This is a genomic window from Streptomyces sp. NPDC021093 (assembly GCF_044333135.1).
Lineage (GTDB): Bacteria > Actinomycetota > Actinomycetes > Streptomycetales > Streptomycetaceae > Streptomyces.
This window is the reverse complement of the sequence record NZ_JBIRQJ010000002.1, coordinates 358,151-373,426: the sequence shown is the minus strand read 5'-3', so window position 1 is coordinate 373,426 and position 15,276 is coordinate 358,151. Positions and strand designations below refer to the sequence as shown.

The 15,276-nt window shown below is 73.9% G+C and carries 12 protein-coding genes; 7 read left to right on the top strand and 5 right to left on the bottom strand.

Annotated features, from left to right (window positions below; all coding sequences use genetic code 11):
• Positions 1 to 131: 131 nt before the first annotated feature.
• Together dhbC and ACH4SP_RS06700 are read right to left on the bottom strand one after the other, a co-directional pair.
• Positions 132 to 1,334, bottom strand: a complete 1,203-nt coding sequence (gene dhbC / locus ACH4SP_RS06705; protein WP_398411795.1) for an isochorismate synthase DhbC — start codon at positions 1,332 to 1,334, stop codon at positions 132 to 134.
• A 96-nt stretch (positions 1,335 to 1,430) separates the two neighbouring features.
• Positions 1,431 to 2,276, bottom strand: coding sequence for a 2,3-dihydro-2,3-dihydroxybenzoate dehydrogenase (locus tag ACH4SP_RS06700; RefSeq protein ID WP_398410446.1), 846 nt, complete (start codon positions 2,274 to 2,276; stop codon positions 1,431 to 1,433).
• Between the two features lie 130 nt (positions 2,277 to 2,406).
• Between ACH4SP_RS06700 and ACH4SP_RS06695 the strand changes: the two genes are divergently transcribed.
• Entirely contained in the window at positions 2,407 to 3,123 is a 717-nt protein-coding gene (locus ACH4SP_RS06695) for an SAM-dependent methyltransferase (RefSeq protein ID WP_398410443.1), read from the top strand.
• 104 nt (positions 3,124 to 3,227) lie between these two features.
• On the top strand, positions 3,228 to 3,872 hold the full coding sequence (locus ACH4SP_RS06690; RefSeq protein ID WP_398410438.1) for a phosphotransferase family protein: 645 nt from the start codon (positions 3,228 to 3,230) through the stop codon (positions 3,870 to 3,872).
• Positions 3,873 to 3,951: 79 nt separating this feature from the next.
• Here ACH4SP_RS06690 and ACH4SP_RS06685 read toward each other — a convergent pair whose 3' ends face one another.
• On the bottom strand, positions 3,952 to 4,953 hold the full coding sequence (locus ACH4SP_RS06685; protein ID WP_398410434.1) for an NAD-dependent epimerase/dehydratase family protein: 1,002 nt from the start codon (positions 4,951 to 4,953) through the stop codon (positions 3,952 to 3,954).
• A gap of 935 nt (positions 4,954 to 5,888) precedes the next feature.
• On the opposite strand from ACH4SP_RS06685, the gene ACH4SP_RS06680 reads away from it, so the two are divergent.
• Positions 5,889 to 6,296 (top strand): VOC family protein, encoded by a 408-nt coding sequence (locus ACH4SP_RS06680; protein ID WP_398410430.1) that lies wholly within the window; start codon positions 5,889 to 5,891, stop codon positions 6,294 to 6,296.
• On the opposite strand, the gene ACH4SP_RS06675 is transcribed toward ACH4SP_RS06680, so the two are convergent.
• Positions 6,233 to 7,030, bottom strand: coding sequence for a helix-turn-helix domain-containing protein (locus ACH4SP_RS06675; protein ID WP_398410427.1), 798 nt, complete (start codon positions 7,028 to 7,030; stop codon positions 6,233 to 6,235). The two genes, ACH4SP_RS06680 and ACH4SP_RS06675, sit on opposite strands and share 64 nt — an antisense overlap.
• A 148-nt stretch (positions 7,031 to 7,178) precedes the next feature.
• On the opposite strand from ACH4SP_RS06675, the gene ACH4SP_RS06670 reads away from it, so the two are divergent.
• The 4 genes from ACH4SP_RS06670 to ACH4SP_RS06655 are packed head-to-tail and all read left to right on the top strand — an operon-like array spanning position 7,179 to position 14,061.
• Positions 7,179 to 7,622 carry a CU044_2847 family protein gene (locus ACH4SP_RS06670; protein ID WP_398410424.1) on the top strand — a complete coding sequence of 148 codons (444 nt, stop codon included), beginning with the start codon at positions 7,179 to 7,181 and terminating at the stop codon, positions 7,620 to 7,622.
• Positions 7,600 to 9,456 carry a trypsin-like peptidase domain-containing protein gene (locus tag ACH4SP_RS06665; RefSeq protein WP_398410420.1) on the top strand — a complete coding sequence of 619 codons (1,857 nt, stop codon included), beginning with the start codon at positions 7,600 to 7,602 and terminating at the stop codon, positions 9,454 to 9,456. Before ACH4SP_RS06670 ends, ACH4SP_RS06665 begins: the two co-directional genes overlap by 23 nt.
• A 44-nt stretch (positions 9,457 to 9,500) precedes the next feature.
• On the top strand, positions 9,501 to 10,508 hold the full coding sequence (locus tag ACH4SP_RS06660; protein ID WP_398410418.1) for an AAA family ATPase: 1,008 nt from the start codon (positions 9,501 to 9,503) through the stop codon (positions 10,506 to 10,508).
• On the top strand, positions 10,498 to 14,061 hold the full coding sequence (locus ACH4SP_RS06655) for an SAV_2336 N-terminal domain-related protein (RefSeq protein WP_398410415.1): 3,564 nt from the start codon (positions 10,498 to 10,500) through the stop codon (positions 14,059 to 14,061). The genes ACH4SP_RS06660 and ACH4SP_RS06655 overlap by 11 nt, the downstream gene beginning before the upstream one ends.
• Here ACH4SP_RS06655 and ACH4SP_RS06650 read toward each other — a convergent pair.
• Positions 14,058 to 15,263, bottom strand: a complete 1,206-nt coding sequence (locus tag ACH4SP_RS06650) for a YihY/virulence factor BrkB family protein (protein WP_398410411.1) — start codon at positions 15,261 to 15,263, stop codon at positions 14,058 to 14,060. The two genes, ACH4SP_RS06655 and ACH4SP_RS06650, sit on opposite strands and share 4 nt — an antisense overlap.
• Positions 15,264 to 15,276 lie beyond the last annotated feature (13 nt).

The window sequence follows — 15,276 nt, the reverse complement described above, 5'->3', positions numbered from 1 at the left end:
GGGGCGTCGCGGGGGGGGCCCCCCCCCCCCGGGCCCCGGCCCCCGGGCCCGCCGGGGGGGGGGGGGGGGGCCCCCCACGGCGGATCCGGGCGCCCCCGGGGCCGTCACGGCCCCGGCCCGGCGCCTCCCGACTACTCGGCGCCCACCGCGTGCAGGAAGGTGCGGAACTTGGCGGCGGTCTCCGCGGTCTCCGACTCCGGCTCGGAAGCGGCGACCACGCCCGCGCCCGCGTACAGCCGCAGCGTGCGCTCCTGGGCCTCGGCGCAGCGGATGGTGACGACCCACTCGCCGTCGCCGTCCGCGTTGCCCCAGCCGATCATGCCGGTGAAGAAGCCGCGGTCGAACGGCTCGGTCTCCGCTATCACCTGACGTGCCGTCAGGGTCGGGGTGCCGCAGACGGCGGGCGTCGGGTGCAGCGCCGATGCGAGTTCGAGCGCGGAGGCCGCACTGCCCTCGGGGAGGGTGCCGGTGACCGTGGTGGAGAGGTGCCACATGGTGGCGGTACGGATCAGGGTCGGCTTGGCGGGCACGTCGAGCGTGGTGCAGTACGGCGCGAGCGCCCCGTGCACGGCGTCGACGACGACGGCGTGCTCGTGCAGGTCCTTGGCGGAGGCGAGCAGCGCGGCGGCCCTGCGGACGTCCTCGGCGAGGTCCTCGCTGCGCGGCGTGGACCCGGCGAGCGGGTTGGCGACGACCTTGTTCCCGCGCCGGGAGACGAGGAGTTCGGGGCTGGCGCCGATGAGGTTGCTGTCGGGGCCCGTGGGCAGCGCGAACGTATAGCCGGACGGGTCGCGGCGGGCGAGGCGCTGGAGCATCACCGGCAGGTCGAGCGGTGCGTCGGCGGTGAGTTCGAGGGTGCGCGCGAGGACGACCTTGCTGAACTCGCCGCGCCACATGCGCTCCACGACGGCGGCGACCCCGGCCCCGTACACCTCGGGCGAGGGCACCGGGCGCATCGCCCACTCGGTCTCGGCGGGCAGGTCGGCGGGCAGCGCGATCAGCGGGTCGTTGGCCAGCGGCGGCCCGTCCTGGACGAACTCGGGCACGGCGAGGGCCGCGGGCGCGCTCTGGTCGAACGGCACCGCGCCGATGACCACGGGGTTGCTCTGTCCGTCGCGCCTGGCAGCGGCCAGGGTCTCGGCGACGCGCTGCGCCAACGGGCTTTCACCGTGCGGGACTTCACGCGCGGGGCCGTCGGCCAGCAGGGTGCGGGTGGGCGTCGCGAGGAAGCGGGCGCCTTCGGTGTACGCGTCCAGCAGTCCGGTGGCCGCGCCGACGGCGGGGTGCGCCGCCTCGGCGGAGTGACCGCCGCGCGGGGCGGGGACGGCGGGGATTGCCGTGGGGATTGCGGGAGCCGTCGACACGGTGTCCACGGGGTCTCCAATGCTCGTGAGGGGTGTGGGGCGGAGCGAAAGAGGTGGGCAGGGCGGTCAGCGGAGGGTCGCGCCGCCGTCGACGTAGATGTCCTGCATGGTGATGTGGCGCGCGCGGTCGGACGCGAGGAAGAGGACGGCGTCCGCGATGTCCTCGGGCCTGGCGATGCGACCGAGCGGTATGCCCGTCTTGTACGAGGCCAGATCGCCCTCTATCACGCCTCGTTCGGCGTCCGGATTGCCCTCCCACATGCCGCGCTGCATGGGCGTGTCGGTGGATCCGGGGGCGACGACGTTGCAGCGGACCCCGCTGCGGGCGACCTCCAGGCCGAGGCACTTGGTGAACATGGCGGCGGCCGCCTTGGAGGCGGCGTACGCGGCCATGCCGGTGCGCGGAATCCCGGCCGCGTTGGAGCCGACGGTGACGATGCAGCCCTTGCGGCGCTCCGTCATCCGGGCGGCGGCGGCACGGGAGGTGTGGAAGACGCCGGTGGTGTTGACGGCGAAGGTGTCGGCCCAGTCCTGGTCGGTGAGCTCGGTGGCCGGGGCGGTGCGCAGGATTCCGGCGACGTTCACCAGCAGGTCCAGCGGGCCGAGTTCGGACTCGACACGGGCGATCGTCTCGTTCACGGCGGCGCCGTCGGTGACGTCGAGGGGGTACGCGGCGGCCTTGCCCGCGCCCTCCGTCCCGCCCGGTGCCCCGGCGAGGTCCTTCACGAGGGCCTCGATGCCGTCCGGCGTCCGGTCGGTCGCGGCGACGGTCGCACCCCGAACCACCAGTGCGCGTACGACCGCCTCACCGATGCCCTGGCCCGCACCGGTGACGAGTGCGACACGACCGGCGAATTCGCCTGTCGGACGGGGCTGTTCGGACGGCGTACGCGATGGTATGTGCTCAGGCATGCAGGACCCTCCCTCGACTTCTTAGGTGAGCCTAACCTAACGCATATCGAAGATCGAGAGGACCCCGGCCCCCTTGCCGTTCCGGCAACAAGCTTTGCCGCCGCGGCGGCCGCGTGCGGATGCTGTCCCCATGACAGAGACAACCGGCACACCCGGCCACGCCCACACCGCCGACCACACCGACGCCGCCCGGTCCACCCCCGCTCACACCACCCCTGCCGCCGCCACCGACGCGGAGTTCTGGGACAACCGGTACTCCGAGAGCGACCGCATCTGGAGCGGCAACCCCAACACCGTGCTGGTCCGCGAAGCCACCGGCCTCGCCCCCGGCCGGGCGCTCGACCTCGGCTGCGGCGAGGGCGCCGACACCGTCTGGCTGGCCCGGCAGGGCTGGCAGGTCACGGCCACGGACATCTCCCGGGTGGCACTCGGCCGGGCGGCGGAGCACGCCGCCGACGCGGGGGTCGCCGAGCGCGTCGACCTGCAGTGGCACCGGCTCGGCGACTCGTTCCCGGCAGGCACCTTCGACCTGGTCTCGGCCCAGTTCCTGCATTCCGAGGGCGACCTGCCGCGCCGGGAGATCCTGCGGACGGCCGCCGCCGCGGTCGCCCCCGGCGGCACGCTGCTGATCGTCGGGCACGCCGGCTGGGCGTCCTGGCAGCAGCAGGAACCGCCGCTCGCCGACGTCCACTTCGACACCCCGGACGAACTCGTGACCGCCCTCGAACTGGACGGCGGGGGATGGGAGTTGCTGATCGCGGGCGAACAGGAGCGGATCCAGAACGCCCCGGACGGCACCCCCGGAACCCGCACCGACAACACGGTCATGGCACGCCGCCTGCCGTAACGAGGCCGTCGGCGCCCGGTCCCCTCTACCCGGCCCACCGCCCCGCGTCAACCTGGAGGCGGTACCGCGCGCCCCCGGCGGCGTACATGAGCAAAGCTGGCCCCATGGAACTGCTGCCGCACGGATACACCAACCACACCACCCACCACGCCGGCGTCGTCACGAAGACGTACAGGGGCCGGGACGCCCAGCGCAGGATGTCGCGGGAGGCCGCCGCCCTGTGCGGTCTTGAGACCCTGGGGGCGATGCTCCCCGTGCCCCAGCTGATCGGCTGCACGGGCGAGAGTCTGAGCATGACCTTCCTGTCGGGCCTGCACGGCCAGGACATGATCGAGGCGGGGTGGGCCGAGGAGGTGCTGGCCGCCTGCGGCGGGGCGCTGCGGGCGGTGCACTCGGTGGACGTCACCGAGGTGTTCCCCCGGGCCAGGCGCGGTTCGGTGATCGTGCACGGGGACTTCGGGCCGAACAACATGCTGCTCACCGCCGACGCCTCCCGGGTCACCGCACTGCTCGACTGGGAGTGGTCGCACGCGGGTGACCCGATCGAGGACCTGGCGTGGTGCGAGTGGATCGTCCGTACGCACCACCCCGAACACCTCCCCGCGCTCGACGGGTTCTTCGACGCGTACGGGCACCGGCCCCACTGGCCCGCGCGGCACCGGGCGATGACCGACCGGTGCCGCGAGCTCGTCGACTTCCAGCCGCACCGGGTGGGGCTGCTGATCGCGACGGAGGGCTGGACGGAGTGAGTGGCGGAGAGCTGGAGGGAGTGAGTGACGGAGGTCTGGAGGGAGTGAGTTCCGCCGCGACGGCGAGGACGGGCGCCCGTCAGTCCCCGTCCCCCAGCGCGGCAAGCACCTTGCTCTCCACGTCCGGGTCGAGTCCCACCACGGGGCGGTCGCTGCGCTGCGGGGCGACTCCGCCCAGCGTGTTCAGCCACGCCCAGGTGTCCGCCACCGTGTCCGCCACCGGGCGGCATCTCAGGCCCGTCGCCAGGGCCTTGGAGACGTCGACGCGGTGGATCGTGTCGTGGTCCTCGCCCGGCGGGACCCACACCGGGAGGTGCAGCCAGGGCTCGATGTCGTGACGCAGGATCAACTCCGGCTCGGCCCAGCGCAGTTCGGCGGTCGTCGAACCGGTCGCCCGTACGCAGGACTCCAGCAGCTCCCCCATCGTGGCGTGCCCCTCGGGGGACACCAGGTGGTACGCACCGGACAGGCCCGCCTCCACCGCGTCGAGCATCCACACCGCCATGTCGCGCGCGTCGATGTACTGGAGGGGCAGGTCGTACGGTCCCGGGGCAAGGACGGGGCCGCCGCGGGCGATCCGGTTCAGCCACCACGGGAGACGGCCGATGTTCTCGCCGGGGCCGATGATCAGGCCCGCCCTGACCAGTACCGTGCGGTCCGCGCCGAAGGCCGCCTCGGCGGCCAGCTCACCGGCGCGCTTGACCTGCGCGTAGCCCTCGTCGCCCGGCTCGACCAGGGGGCCGTCCTCCGCCTGGTGCGGCGGGGAGGGGTAGGCGTACACCGACCGGGAGGACACGTAGACGTACCGTCCCGCGCGGTCGGCGAGCAGCTCGGCCGCCTGCCGTACGGCGCGGGGGTGGCCCGACCAGGTGTCGAGCACGGCGTCCCAGGCCGCCCCGTCGCGCACGGCGTCGGCGAGCGCGGACAGGTCGTCGAGGCGGTCGCCGTGCAGGGCGGTGACGCCGGGCGGCGGGGCGTGGTTGCCGCGGTGGAAGACGGTCACGTCCCAGCCACGGGCGAGGGCGTCCTCGGTGACCGCGCGTCCGACGAACTCGGTGCCGCCGAGTATCAGTAGCTTCATGGTGCCGATCATGCACGAGCGTGCGCCCCAAGTCCCGGGCCTCTTCTCCGCCCTGGGCGGAACACGCCCAGGGCGAAACGCACTCGGGCCGACCCGCCCGGCAGGCCCGCCCGTCCGGCAGGCCCGCCCGTCCGGCAGGCCCCAGCAGGCCCCGGCAGGCCCGCCCGTCCGGCTGGCCCCAGCAGGCCCCGGCGGGCCCACCCCGTCCGGCACGCCCGGTCCGGCACACCTCGTCCGGCACGCCCGGTCCGGCGCTCCCGGTCCGGCACACCCCGTCCGGCACACCCCGGCGGGCCCACCCCGTCCGGCACTCCCGGTCCGGCACACCCCGTCCAGCGCTCCCGGTCCGGCGCTCCCGGTCCGGCACACCCCGCCCGGCACACCCCGGCGGGCCCACCCCGCCCAGCACTCCCGGTCAGGCACACCCCGTCCGACACGACCCGTCCAGCACACCCCGTCCGGCACACCCCGTCCGACACACCCCGCCCAGCACTCCCGGTCAGGCACACCCGGTCCGGCACACCCCGTCCAGCACACCCCGCCCAGCACACCCCGCCCATCACGCCCGGTCCGGCACACCCCGCCCAGCACACCCCGCCCGGCACACCCGGTCCGGCACGCCCCGCCCAGCACACCCCGTCCAGCACACCCCGTCCAGCACACCCGGTCCGGCACACCCCGTCCAGCACACCCCGTCCGACACGACCCGCCCAGCACACCCCGTCCGACACGACCCGCCCAGCACACCCCGTCCAGCACACCCCGTCCAGCACACCCGGTCCGGCACACCCCGTCCAGCACACCCCGTCCGACACGACCCGTCCAGCACACCCCGGGAACCCGCTCCGGGAATCCGCTCCGGCGCCCGGCGCCCTGCGCCCAAGAGGTCCGTTTTCTTCAAGATCCTGGCGGGGCGGCCGGGCTACGTTTCCCCCATGACTCCTCGACCGACTCCCCGACTCGACGCCCTCAGCATCGTCACCGCCGACATGGCCGCCTCCCTCGACTTCTACCGCCGCCTCGGCGTCCCCGTGGCCGCCGACGCCGGCTCCGCACCGCACGTCGAAGCCGTCCTGCCGAGCGGGCTGCGCATCCTCTGGGACACGGAGGACGTGATCCGCTCCTTCGACCCCGACTGGCAGAAGCCGCAGGGCGGCGACCGGCTCGGCCTCGCGTTCCTCTGCGACAGTGCCGCCGAGGTGGACGCCACGTACGACGCGCTGGTCGCCGCCGGACACACCGGGCACCTCAAGCCGTGGGACGCCGTGTGGGGCCAGCGCTACGCCGTTGTGCTCGACCCCGACGGCTGCGGGGTGTCCCTCTTCGCCGCCAACGACGCGTAGGCACTCAGCGTCATCCCGGCCAGCTCCCTCGTCTCGCGGGCCAGGTGCGCCTGGTCCGCGCAGCCGGACGCGTGCGCCGCCTGCGCGAACGGGATTCCGTCCCGTACGAGCGCCAGGGCACGCTGCAGCCGCAGCACCCGGGCCAGAGTCTTGGGCCCGTACCCGAAGGCGTCGAGGGAGCGCCGGCGCAGCTGCCGCACCCCGATCCCGACGGCCTCCGCGGTCCCCGCGACCGTGCGTCCCGCGTCGAGCCCGGCGGCGACCGCGCGCATCAGCGGGTCGGGCGGCCCGGTGTCGGCGGCCCTGCGCAGCGCCAGCTCCTCCAGGGCGAGGGCCTGGTCGGGGGCCTCGGAGATCCGCCCTTCCAGTTCTCGTACGCCCGCCCACACGTCGGCCAGCGGAACCCGCCGGTCGCGCAGCTCGTACGCCGGTACGCCGAGGAGCGCGGCCCCCGTCCCGGGCGCGAACCGGACCCCGGCGAACCGGCTGCCGGGGCTGCCGCCCGCGTCGTGGGCACGGGTGTCGGGGCCCGCGACGATCAGCCGCCCGTCGATCCACAGCAGGTCCATGCAGCCGTCGGGCAGGACGGGATACGGCGGCACCGGGTCCGGGTGTGCGGGATCCGGGTGCACGGGATCCGGGTGCACGGGATCCGCCGGGGCCGGGTCCGCGTTCCGCCGCCAGACGACGGCGCCGTCCAGCCGCGAGGGCCGTTCCTGATATCCGCCGGGCATGTCTCCAGGCTACGGCGCGATTCCCCGGGCTGCTCGAACCCCACCCGTCCGTCCCTCATCGGCCGATTCGCTGGCACATGCCCCATCCCTCGTGAACAATGAGCGGTTCCACATGTGCCGGGCAAGTCGCTTGATCACGGGGGCTGTTGTGAGCGAACTGATGGAGTTCAAGACGGAGTACGGCGACCCCGTCGTGGTCGAGATCGACCATCACGCACCGGGCGCGCAGCTCGTCTCGCGCGGTGACAACCGCCTGGCCCAGGCGGGCCGCAGTTTCGACGAGGCGCTTCTGAGCATCCGCTCGGCCGCCGAGTCCGCGCTGCGGGTGTTCCGGGACGGGTCGCTGCGGCCGGACGGGGTGGAGCTGGAGTTCGGTGTGAAGCTGACCGCCGAGGCGGGGGCGGTGATCGCCAAGACCGCGGTCGAGGGGCACATCACGGTCAAGCTGTCCTGGTCCCCGGCCGGCACGTCACCTCCGGCACCTCCGACGAGCACCACAGGCACGACGGGCACGACGGGCACGACGGGCACGGCAGGCGCCACGGGCGCGGGGAGCACGGGAGCACCAGGTGCCGCAACCCCCGCCCCGTAACACCGCGAGAAGCTCCCGCCCCGGCACCGCCCCGGCGTCCCCCGTCTGGCATGCGCGCATCGATCACCAGGGCTCCGGGTTCCTCGTCTCCGACCGGCACGTGGTGACCTGCGCGCACGTGGTGCACCACGCCGAGCGCGTCACGATCGCCTTCCCCGGCAGTCCCGCCCGCCCCGTCCAGCAGGCGACGGTGGTCGAGCGCGGGTCCTGGGCGGGCGGCACCCTGGACCGCGGCGACGTCGCCGTGCTCGAACTCGACCGGCCCGTGGACCTGGCCCCCGCCGTGTTCGCCGACCTGGCGGCCCCGTACGCCAGCCCGCCGCCCAAGCTCGTCTCGTACGGCTTCCCGCGCGGCTACGACAAGGACGGCGTGCAGAGCGAACTGCGCGCCACCTCGCACCAGTTGATCGCGGGCGAGTGGACCCAGGTCGAGGCCTGGACGTCGTACGGACAGGAGCTGGCCCGCGGTTTCAGCGGTGCCGCCGCCTTCCTGGAGGGCAGCGGGGCCGTCGTCGGCATGATCTCGTCGGGCGAGTCCCCCGCCCGGAACGGCCGGATGATCCCGGCCCGTGTCCTGGCCCGCCATCTGCCCCGCCTCGCCGAGCACATCCCGACGCAGGGGTACGACGCGGAGACCAAGCGCCGGCTGTACGGGCTCGTCGTGCGCGCCACGGAATCGACCCCGTCGTGCGGCGAACCCCCGTACGACCTGGGGGAACTGCTGCGCGTCTGCACCGGTCGGCTCGGCGTCCCGGTACCGGCGGACGGGCCGCGCACGCTGTGGGAGGCGGTCTGGTACCTGCTGTCGGAGGCGCCGCCCCGGAGCGGCGCGCTGCCGCTCGCGGAACTGACCGTGCGGCTGGCGGACCGGATCGGCAGTGCGTCGGTCGGGCAGGAGCTGCGGCAGTGGGCGAGCGAGCACCGGGCGGAGTTCCAGACCCCCGTCCCTGTGGCCTCCCCCGCCCCGCCCCCGCCACCCGTCCCGCCCCCGTCCCCGCCGCCGTCACGGTCCGCGTCCCGGCGCTGGTCGCCCATCCTGGTGGAGATCGAGCGCAGCGGCGCCGGTCCGAACGCGCTGCTTGTGGAGGTGTCGGCCTACCGGGACGGCTGCCGGCGGCTGGTCGGCGAGAAGCGGCTCACGGCGCGGACCGTGCAGGACTGGGTGCTGGACCGGATCGACGAGGCGTTCGGCGAAATCGACACCGAGGGACAGGAGTTGATCGCCTTCGCGCTGCCCAGGCAGTGGCTGAACCGGCCGGTGGACCAGTGGGCGCGCCGCAAGGGCAGCCGCAAACCGCTGGGCTGCGAGTCACCGGTGGTGGTGATGGACCACGACCGGCGGAACAACAGCCGGCTCCAGTTCAAGCTGAAGAAGATCTGGGACGTCCTGGACGGACAGCAGGGCAGTGCCGTGCACCGGATCGGCTGCGGTAGCGGGAGCGCCCAGCGCCCGGACCGGCTCTCGGTGCGGTTGCAGGACGCGTACGCCCCGGTGGGGTTCGCCCGGCCGCCGCGCGCCGCCCGCGACAAGGAGCTGCACCGGGCGGCCCTGGAGGCACCGGCCCCGATCGTGCTGTGGCCCCGGGCGGCGGACTGCGCGGGCCCCGGCTGTGACGGCAGCGTCTGCTCGGGCGACGGCTTCCTGGACGCACTGGCCGCGCACCTGTCGACCCTGCCGCCCGGAGAACTCCCGCACCATGTCTTCGAGTTGCGCAAGAACGCCTTCCTGTACGAGGGTGCCGGGGCGCACTGGGCGGCCGAACTGTCCCTGCTCTGGGAGGACCCCCGCTGGTTCCCCGACGTGCGCCGCCTGAGCCACTCGCCCGTCGGATGAGCCACTCGTCCCGTCCCACCCGAAAGAAGGAGAGGCAGGACCGCATGTCCCTGTGGCCCGTATACACCGGCGCCGGTGAGCCGCACGACGGCATCGCCCGGCTGCCCCCGCCGCCACCGTGGCGCGCCTTCAACGGCGGTCCCGCGCTCGACATCCCGGCGGACGAGGAGGACAGTGCGGCGGCCTCCCCCGACCGGGTGCACCGGGCGCAGACCTACCGGGCGACCGACAAGAGCGTCCAACTGGTCAACGCCGCCCTGTACTTGAGGCGCCCGCTGCTCGTGACGGGACCGCCGGGCAGCGGCAAGTCGAGCCTCCCGTACGCGGTCGCCCGCGAGCTGCGCCTCGGCCCTGTGCTGCGCTGGAACATCACCAGCCGGGCCACGCTCGGCGACGGCCTCTACCAGTACGACCCGCTCTCCCGCCTCTACTCGGCGGGGCGCGGCCCCGAGGACGCCGATCTCCAGGACCATCTGCGGCTCGGCCCGCTGGGCAGCGCGCTGCTCCCGTACCGGCACCCCCGGGTGCTGCTCATCGACGAGATCGACAAGAGCGACCTGGACCTGCCGAACGACCTCCTCAACATCCTGGAGGAGGGCCAGTACGAGATCCCCGAGCTGGTCAGGGCCGCGCGCAAGCACCCGGACGCGGAGGTGATGGTCGCCGACTCGGACGCACGGGCCGCCGTCCGGCACGGGCGGGTGCGGTGCCGGGCGTTCCCGTTCGTCGTGCTGACCAGCAACGGCGAGCGGGAGTTCCCGCCCGCTTTCCTGCGCCGCTGCGTGACCCTCGAACTGAAGCAGCCGCTGCCCGGACATCTGGAGGACATCGTCCGCGCTCATCTGGGTGAACTCGACGACGACGCCCACGCGTTGCTGCGCGCCTTCCTCTCCCGGGGCAGCGGTGGCGAGCTGGCCACCGACCAGCTCCTCAACGCGATCTACCTGACCCGGGCATCGGGCCTGGCCGCGACGGAGCGCGACGAGCTGGCGGAGAGCCTGATGCCGTATCTGAGCCGGACGGGGGATGCGACGGGCCCGGATGACTTCTGACCGGGCGCTGGCGGCGCTGGCCGGCATCCTGGGCGAGGCCGGTGAAGTGCCGCCCACGGGCCGTGAGTTGGCCGAGCTGCTGTGGCTCGCGCGGTACGTCCGACCGGAGGGGACGGCGATTCCGGCGGACCCCGGCCCAGCACCGCCCGGCCCGGCGGGGCCCGCGCCCCGCGAGCCCCTCGCCCCGCACCCCTCGGCCGCTGCGGACAGTCCGGCCGGGCCGGCCGCGACCGTCCCGCCGAAGAAGCCGCAGAGCCGGGTGCCGCTGCGCACTCCGGCGTGCCTCCCCCACCCCGTACCGCGCCCTGCGCCCGCGCCTGCCGTACGCCTCGTCGAGCAGATGCCGTTGCTCGCCCCCGCGCCCGCGATGCTCGCTCACCCGCTGGCCGTCCAGCGGGCGCTGCGACCGCTGCGGCGGCCCGTTCCTTCGCTGTACGCACGGGAGTTGGACGAGGCGGCGACCGCCGACCGGATGGCCGCGCTGGCCGCACCGCCCGAACGCTGGCTGCCGGTGCTGCGCCCCAAGGCGGAGCGCTGGCTGCATCTGCGGCTCGTCCACGACTCCGGTCCGACGATGGCGATGTGGCGTCCGCTGCTGCGCGACCTGCGCACGGCGTTCGGCCAGACCGGTGCGTTCCGCACGGTGGACGTCGTACGGCTCGGGGCGGACGGGCGGGTGCCGTCGCGGCAGTGGGACCGGGGCCGCACCGCCGTCCTCGTCGTCAGCGATGCGATGGGGCCGCAGTGGCGGGAGGGGCAGGCGGGCCTGCGGTGGTACGGGACGCTGCGCGACTGGGCGGCGGCGATGCCGGTGGCCGTGGTCCAGCCGCTGCCGGAACGGCTGTGGCGGCACTCGGCGTTCGTACCGACGGCAGGGCTGCTGGCCGCCCCGGGACCCGGCGCGCCGAACTCCTCCCTCGCCTTCGCCCCGTACGACGCCGTGCCCGCACCCGGCATCCCGGTGCCCGTCCTCGAACCGTCGGCGGACTGGCTCGGCAACTGGGCGTCGCTCGTCGCCTCTCCCGGTGGCACGGAAGTGCCGTGTTCCGCCGCCCTGTTGGGACCGCGCCCGCCGACGACGCCGGACGACGGAGGTCCGGCGCTCGCACCCGAGGACGTACCGGCGGAGGAACTCGTCCTGCGGTTCCGGTCGTTGGCGTCGCCCGAGGCCTACCGGCTCGCCTCCTACCTGGCCGTCGGCGCCGCACACCTGCCGGTGATGCGGCTCGTGCAGGCGGCCGTCGAGGAGCGGCCCCGGCCGCAGCATCTGGCGGAGGTGGTGCTGAGCGGAATGCTGAAGGCGCTGCCGGGGGTGGCGGGCGGCTACGACTTCCGGCCGGGCGTCCGCGACGTACTCCTGCACACCCTGCCGTGCACGGCCCTGGCCCGGACGACGGGCCTGCTGCACCGGGTGAGCGCGGAGATCGAGGCGCGGGCGGGGGCGGTACCGGGAGAGTTCCGGGCGCTGGTGGCGGCGCGGGGCGGCACCGCGCGGGCGGCGGGGGACCCCTTCGCGCTGGTCAGCAGGGAGAGCGTGCGGCTGCTGCGGGGACCGGAGGCGGCGGAGGTCGCGCGGACGGCCGAGCCGTCGCGGTCGGCACGGCCGTCGCAGACAGAGAGACCGGCGGGGACGGCAGGGGGGACGGCAGGACCGTCGCAGGCGGGCGAGCCGTCGCCGCGGGAGGTGGCCGCGCGGGTACTGTCCGAGCGGTACGAACCGATCGAGCTGATGGGTCGGGGCTCGGGGGGTCACACATGGCGGGCGTACGACGCCTGGTCCCGCCGGGACGTGGCGGTCAAGCTGTACGGGCCCGCTCCCCGCACGTCCACGGCGACCGCGCTCCTGGTGGAGTCGGCCGAGCGCATCAGGCACCCCCGGGCGGACAGTGTGGTTCCCGTGCACGAAGCCTTCGTCTCCGACGGCTACTACGTCACGGTGTCGGAGTACCGGCCCGGTCCCACCCTGCGCGAGGCCGTTCCGCCGGGAGGCATCGGGACGCCCCAACTCTATTCCTGGGCCCGGACGTTGGCGCACGGACTGGCCGCCCTGCACCGGGACGGCATCATCCACGGCAACCTCAGGTCCACCAGCGTGATCGTCCAGCCCCACCACTCGGTGCCGTCGACGAGGCTCCCCGCCATGTACGACTGCGGAATCCGCTGGCCCGTCCCCGCCGAGCCCGCTCGGGCCGCCCCCTCCAAGGACGGCGACCACCTCGCGCTCGGACGTGTGCTGTACGAAGCGGCGACGGGCACCGTCTTCGGGCCCGACTGCCCGACGCCCGTCGCCCTCCGGTCCGATCTGCCACCTTCGCTGAACCGCATGATCCACGACCTGTGCTCACCGGACGCCGTACGGCGGGAGAGAGGATTCCGGGAGCTGTGCCGGATGGGCACGACCGTGGAGGAGCTGCCGTCCCGCACCCGCCGCTGGGAGTACCGGGTGCTCGGCCGCCCCCACGTGCGCGTGCACGGCCATGAACAGTCCGAAGTCGGTGTCGCGCACGACGACACCCTGCTGCTCCGCCTGCTCCTGGCCCGGGGCGCTCCGGTGTCGTACGGGGAGGTGGAGCAGGACCGACAGGGCGGGCTGGTCCAGGCACTGCAACTGAGGGACCTGGGGCACGACGTGGACCCCTTCCTCGATGCGGGGACCGCCTGCACCCTCGATCCCGACGCCGTCTGGTTCGACCTGCGGGAGGCCGAGCGGCTCGCCCACGAGGCCCGGTACGCGCGCACCCGGGGCAACTCCGCCCGCAGCCTCTCCCTCTACCGGGAGGCACTCGCCCTGTGGACCGGCGAGCCGCTGGCCGGGGTCGGCGGAAGCTGGGCTGCGGAGCAGCGCGCCGCGCTGGAGCGGCTGCGCTCCGTGCTCCAGGAGGAGTACGACCGGACGGAGAAGAGCCTTCCGCTCCGCCGCCACAACCGCGTCTTCATACAGGCGATGCCCCTGTCCCGTACCGATCCGGACGGCGCGGCGGCGGCTCTGCTCTCGGTGGCGCTGCAGCTCGTCCCCCGGTCGACCGGCGTCGTCACCACCTCGGTCCGGTCCCCTGCCGACTCCCTCTCGGCGGTGCTGGAGGCGCCGGGTTCCGACGTGACCCGGCTGACGCGCTGGCTGGCCCACACACTGCCGGGGCTGCTGGCCGAACGCTCCGTCCTGCACGCCGAGGGGAACGTGCGTCTGTGCGTCGTGGTGGACCAGGGCGAACTGGACCAGGGCGATCCGGACCGGGTCGCACCGGGCCACGGTGAACAGACCGTCGGCCTCCGTGTGCTGCGGGAAGTGGCAGCCGCGGTCACGAGCCTCGGCGTCGCCAATGTGCTCATCGCGCTGTCCCCCCGGGCGTTCACCGAGCTGCCCGCCGCCGACGCGCAGGCGTTCCGGAAGTTCAACCCGCCCGACGAGCGCTCCCCCGGCTGGTACCGGCCGGGTGCCACCGCACCGGAGGACGTTCCCGCCCCCCGCTCCACCTGGCTCGGCCGCCTCACCCGCTACTTCCGGGACCCGCCCGACACCGGCGGCATCGCCCCCAACAACCCTCCCGGCTAGCCCTTCGGCTCCCCGGGCTCCTTCTCCTTCGGCGCGTGCAGCCGCGCCTTCACGTCGTCCGGCGGCAGGAACCTCGACCACCGCTCCGGGAACTCCGACGGCATGTCCGGGTTCGCGCCCGTCCACTCCCCCTCGCCGTCGTCCTCCTCGTCGGCGTCCCACGCCGCACCCCGGTCCAGTTCCGCAGCCCTCGCGCGCGCCATCACCGCTGCCGCCTGCTCGGTCCGCAGCCGGTCGCTGTCGGCGCGGGCGGCGGCCGTCGCGACGGACGGCCAGACGCGGTCGATGGCGGCGTTCACCGCGGCGCCCACCAGTACCGCGAAGGCCGAGACGCCGATCCACAGCAGCACGGCGATGGGTGCGGCCAGGGACCCGTAGATGGTCCCGCCCTCAACCGTGCTCGTCACGTAGATGCGCAGCAGGAAGCTGCCCAGCACCCACATGCCCAGTGCGATCAGCGCGCCCGGTACGTCCTCCACCCACGGGGAGCGCACCGGCACGGACACGTGGTAGAGCGTCGTCAGGAAGACCACCGAAAGCACTATCACCACCGGCCAGTACAGGACGCTGATGACTTCCGTGCCGAACGGCACCAGCGCCACCACCCGGTCCGGGCCGACCACCATCAGCGGCAGCACCACCGCACCGATGAGGAGTGCCACCACGTACAACAGGAAGGCCAGCAGCCTGGTTTTGACGATGCCGCGGTGGCCGTCGAGTCCGTACATCACGGTGATGGTGTCGATGAAGACGTTCACGGCGCGCGAGCCGGACCACAGCGCGATGGCGAAGCCGATGGAGATGACGTCGGGGCGGCCCTCCCTGGTCACGTCCTCCAGGAGCGGCTTCGCGAATTCGTTGACGCCCCGGTCGGAGAGGACCGCCTGCGAGGCGTTGAGGATGTTCGCCTCGATGGACTTGACCGTCTCGGTCGCCGTCCAGTCGTCGATGTAGCCGAGCAGGCCGATCAGGCCCAGGAGCAGGGGCGGCAGCGACAGCAGGGTGAAGAACGCGGCCTCCGCCGCGAGACCGAGAATGCGGTACTCGACGCACGAGTTGACGGTGTCCTTGAGCAGCAGCCAGACCAGCTTGCGCTTGGATACGTTGCGATAGAGGACCCGGGCCCGGTGGAGCCGATTCTCCCGCGGTTTCTCCCTGCGGTGTTTCCGCGGCCGTCCGGGTGTTTCTTTTGCTGCCTGCACCTCCTTACCGTAT

What these genes read in the sequence shown, in the direction of transcription:
- ACH4SP_RS06700 (WP_398410446.1), bottom strand. Translation starts at nt 2,276, where the DNA reads ATGCCTGAGCACATACCATCGCGTACGCCGTCCGAACAGCCCCGTCCG.
- ACH4SP_RS06675 (WP_398410427.1), bottom strand. Translation starts at nt 7,030, where the DNA reads ATGCCCGGCGGATATCAGGAACGGCCCTCGCGGCTGGACGGCGCCGTC.
- ACH4SP_RS06655 (WP_398410415.1), top strand. Translation starts at nt 10,498, where the DNA reads ATGACTTCTGACCGGGCGCTGGCGGCGCTGGCCGGCATCCTGGGCGAG.
- ACH4SP_RS06690 (WP_398410438.1), top strand. Translation starts at nt 3,228, where the DNA reads ATGGAACTGCTGCCGCACGGATACACCAACCACACCACCCACCACGCC.
- ACH4SP_RS06680 (WP_398410430.1), top strand. Translation starts at nt 5,889, where the DNA reads ATGACTCCTCGACCGACTCCCCGACTCGACGCCCTCAGCATCGTCACC.
- ACH4SP_RS06660 (WP_398410418.1), top strand. Translation starts at nt 9,501, where the DNA reads ATGTCCCTGTGGCCCGTATACACCGGCGCCGGTGAGCCGCACGACGGC.
- ACH4SP_RS06695 (WP_398410443.1), top strand. Translation starts at nt 2,407, where the DNA reads ATGACAGAGACAACCGGCACACCCGGCCACGCCCACACCGCCGACCAC.
- ACH4SP_RS06685 (WP_398410434.1), bottom strand. Translation starts at nt 4,953, where the DNA reads ATGAAGCTACTGATACTCGGCGGCACCGAGTTCGTCGGACGCGCGGTC.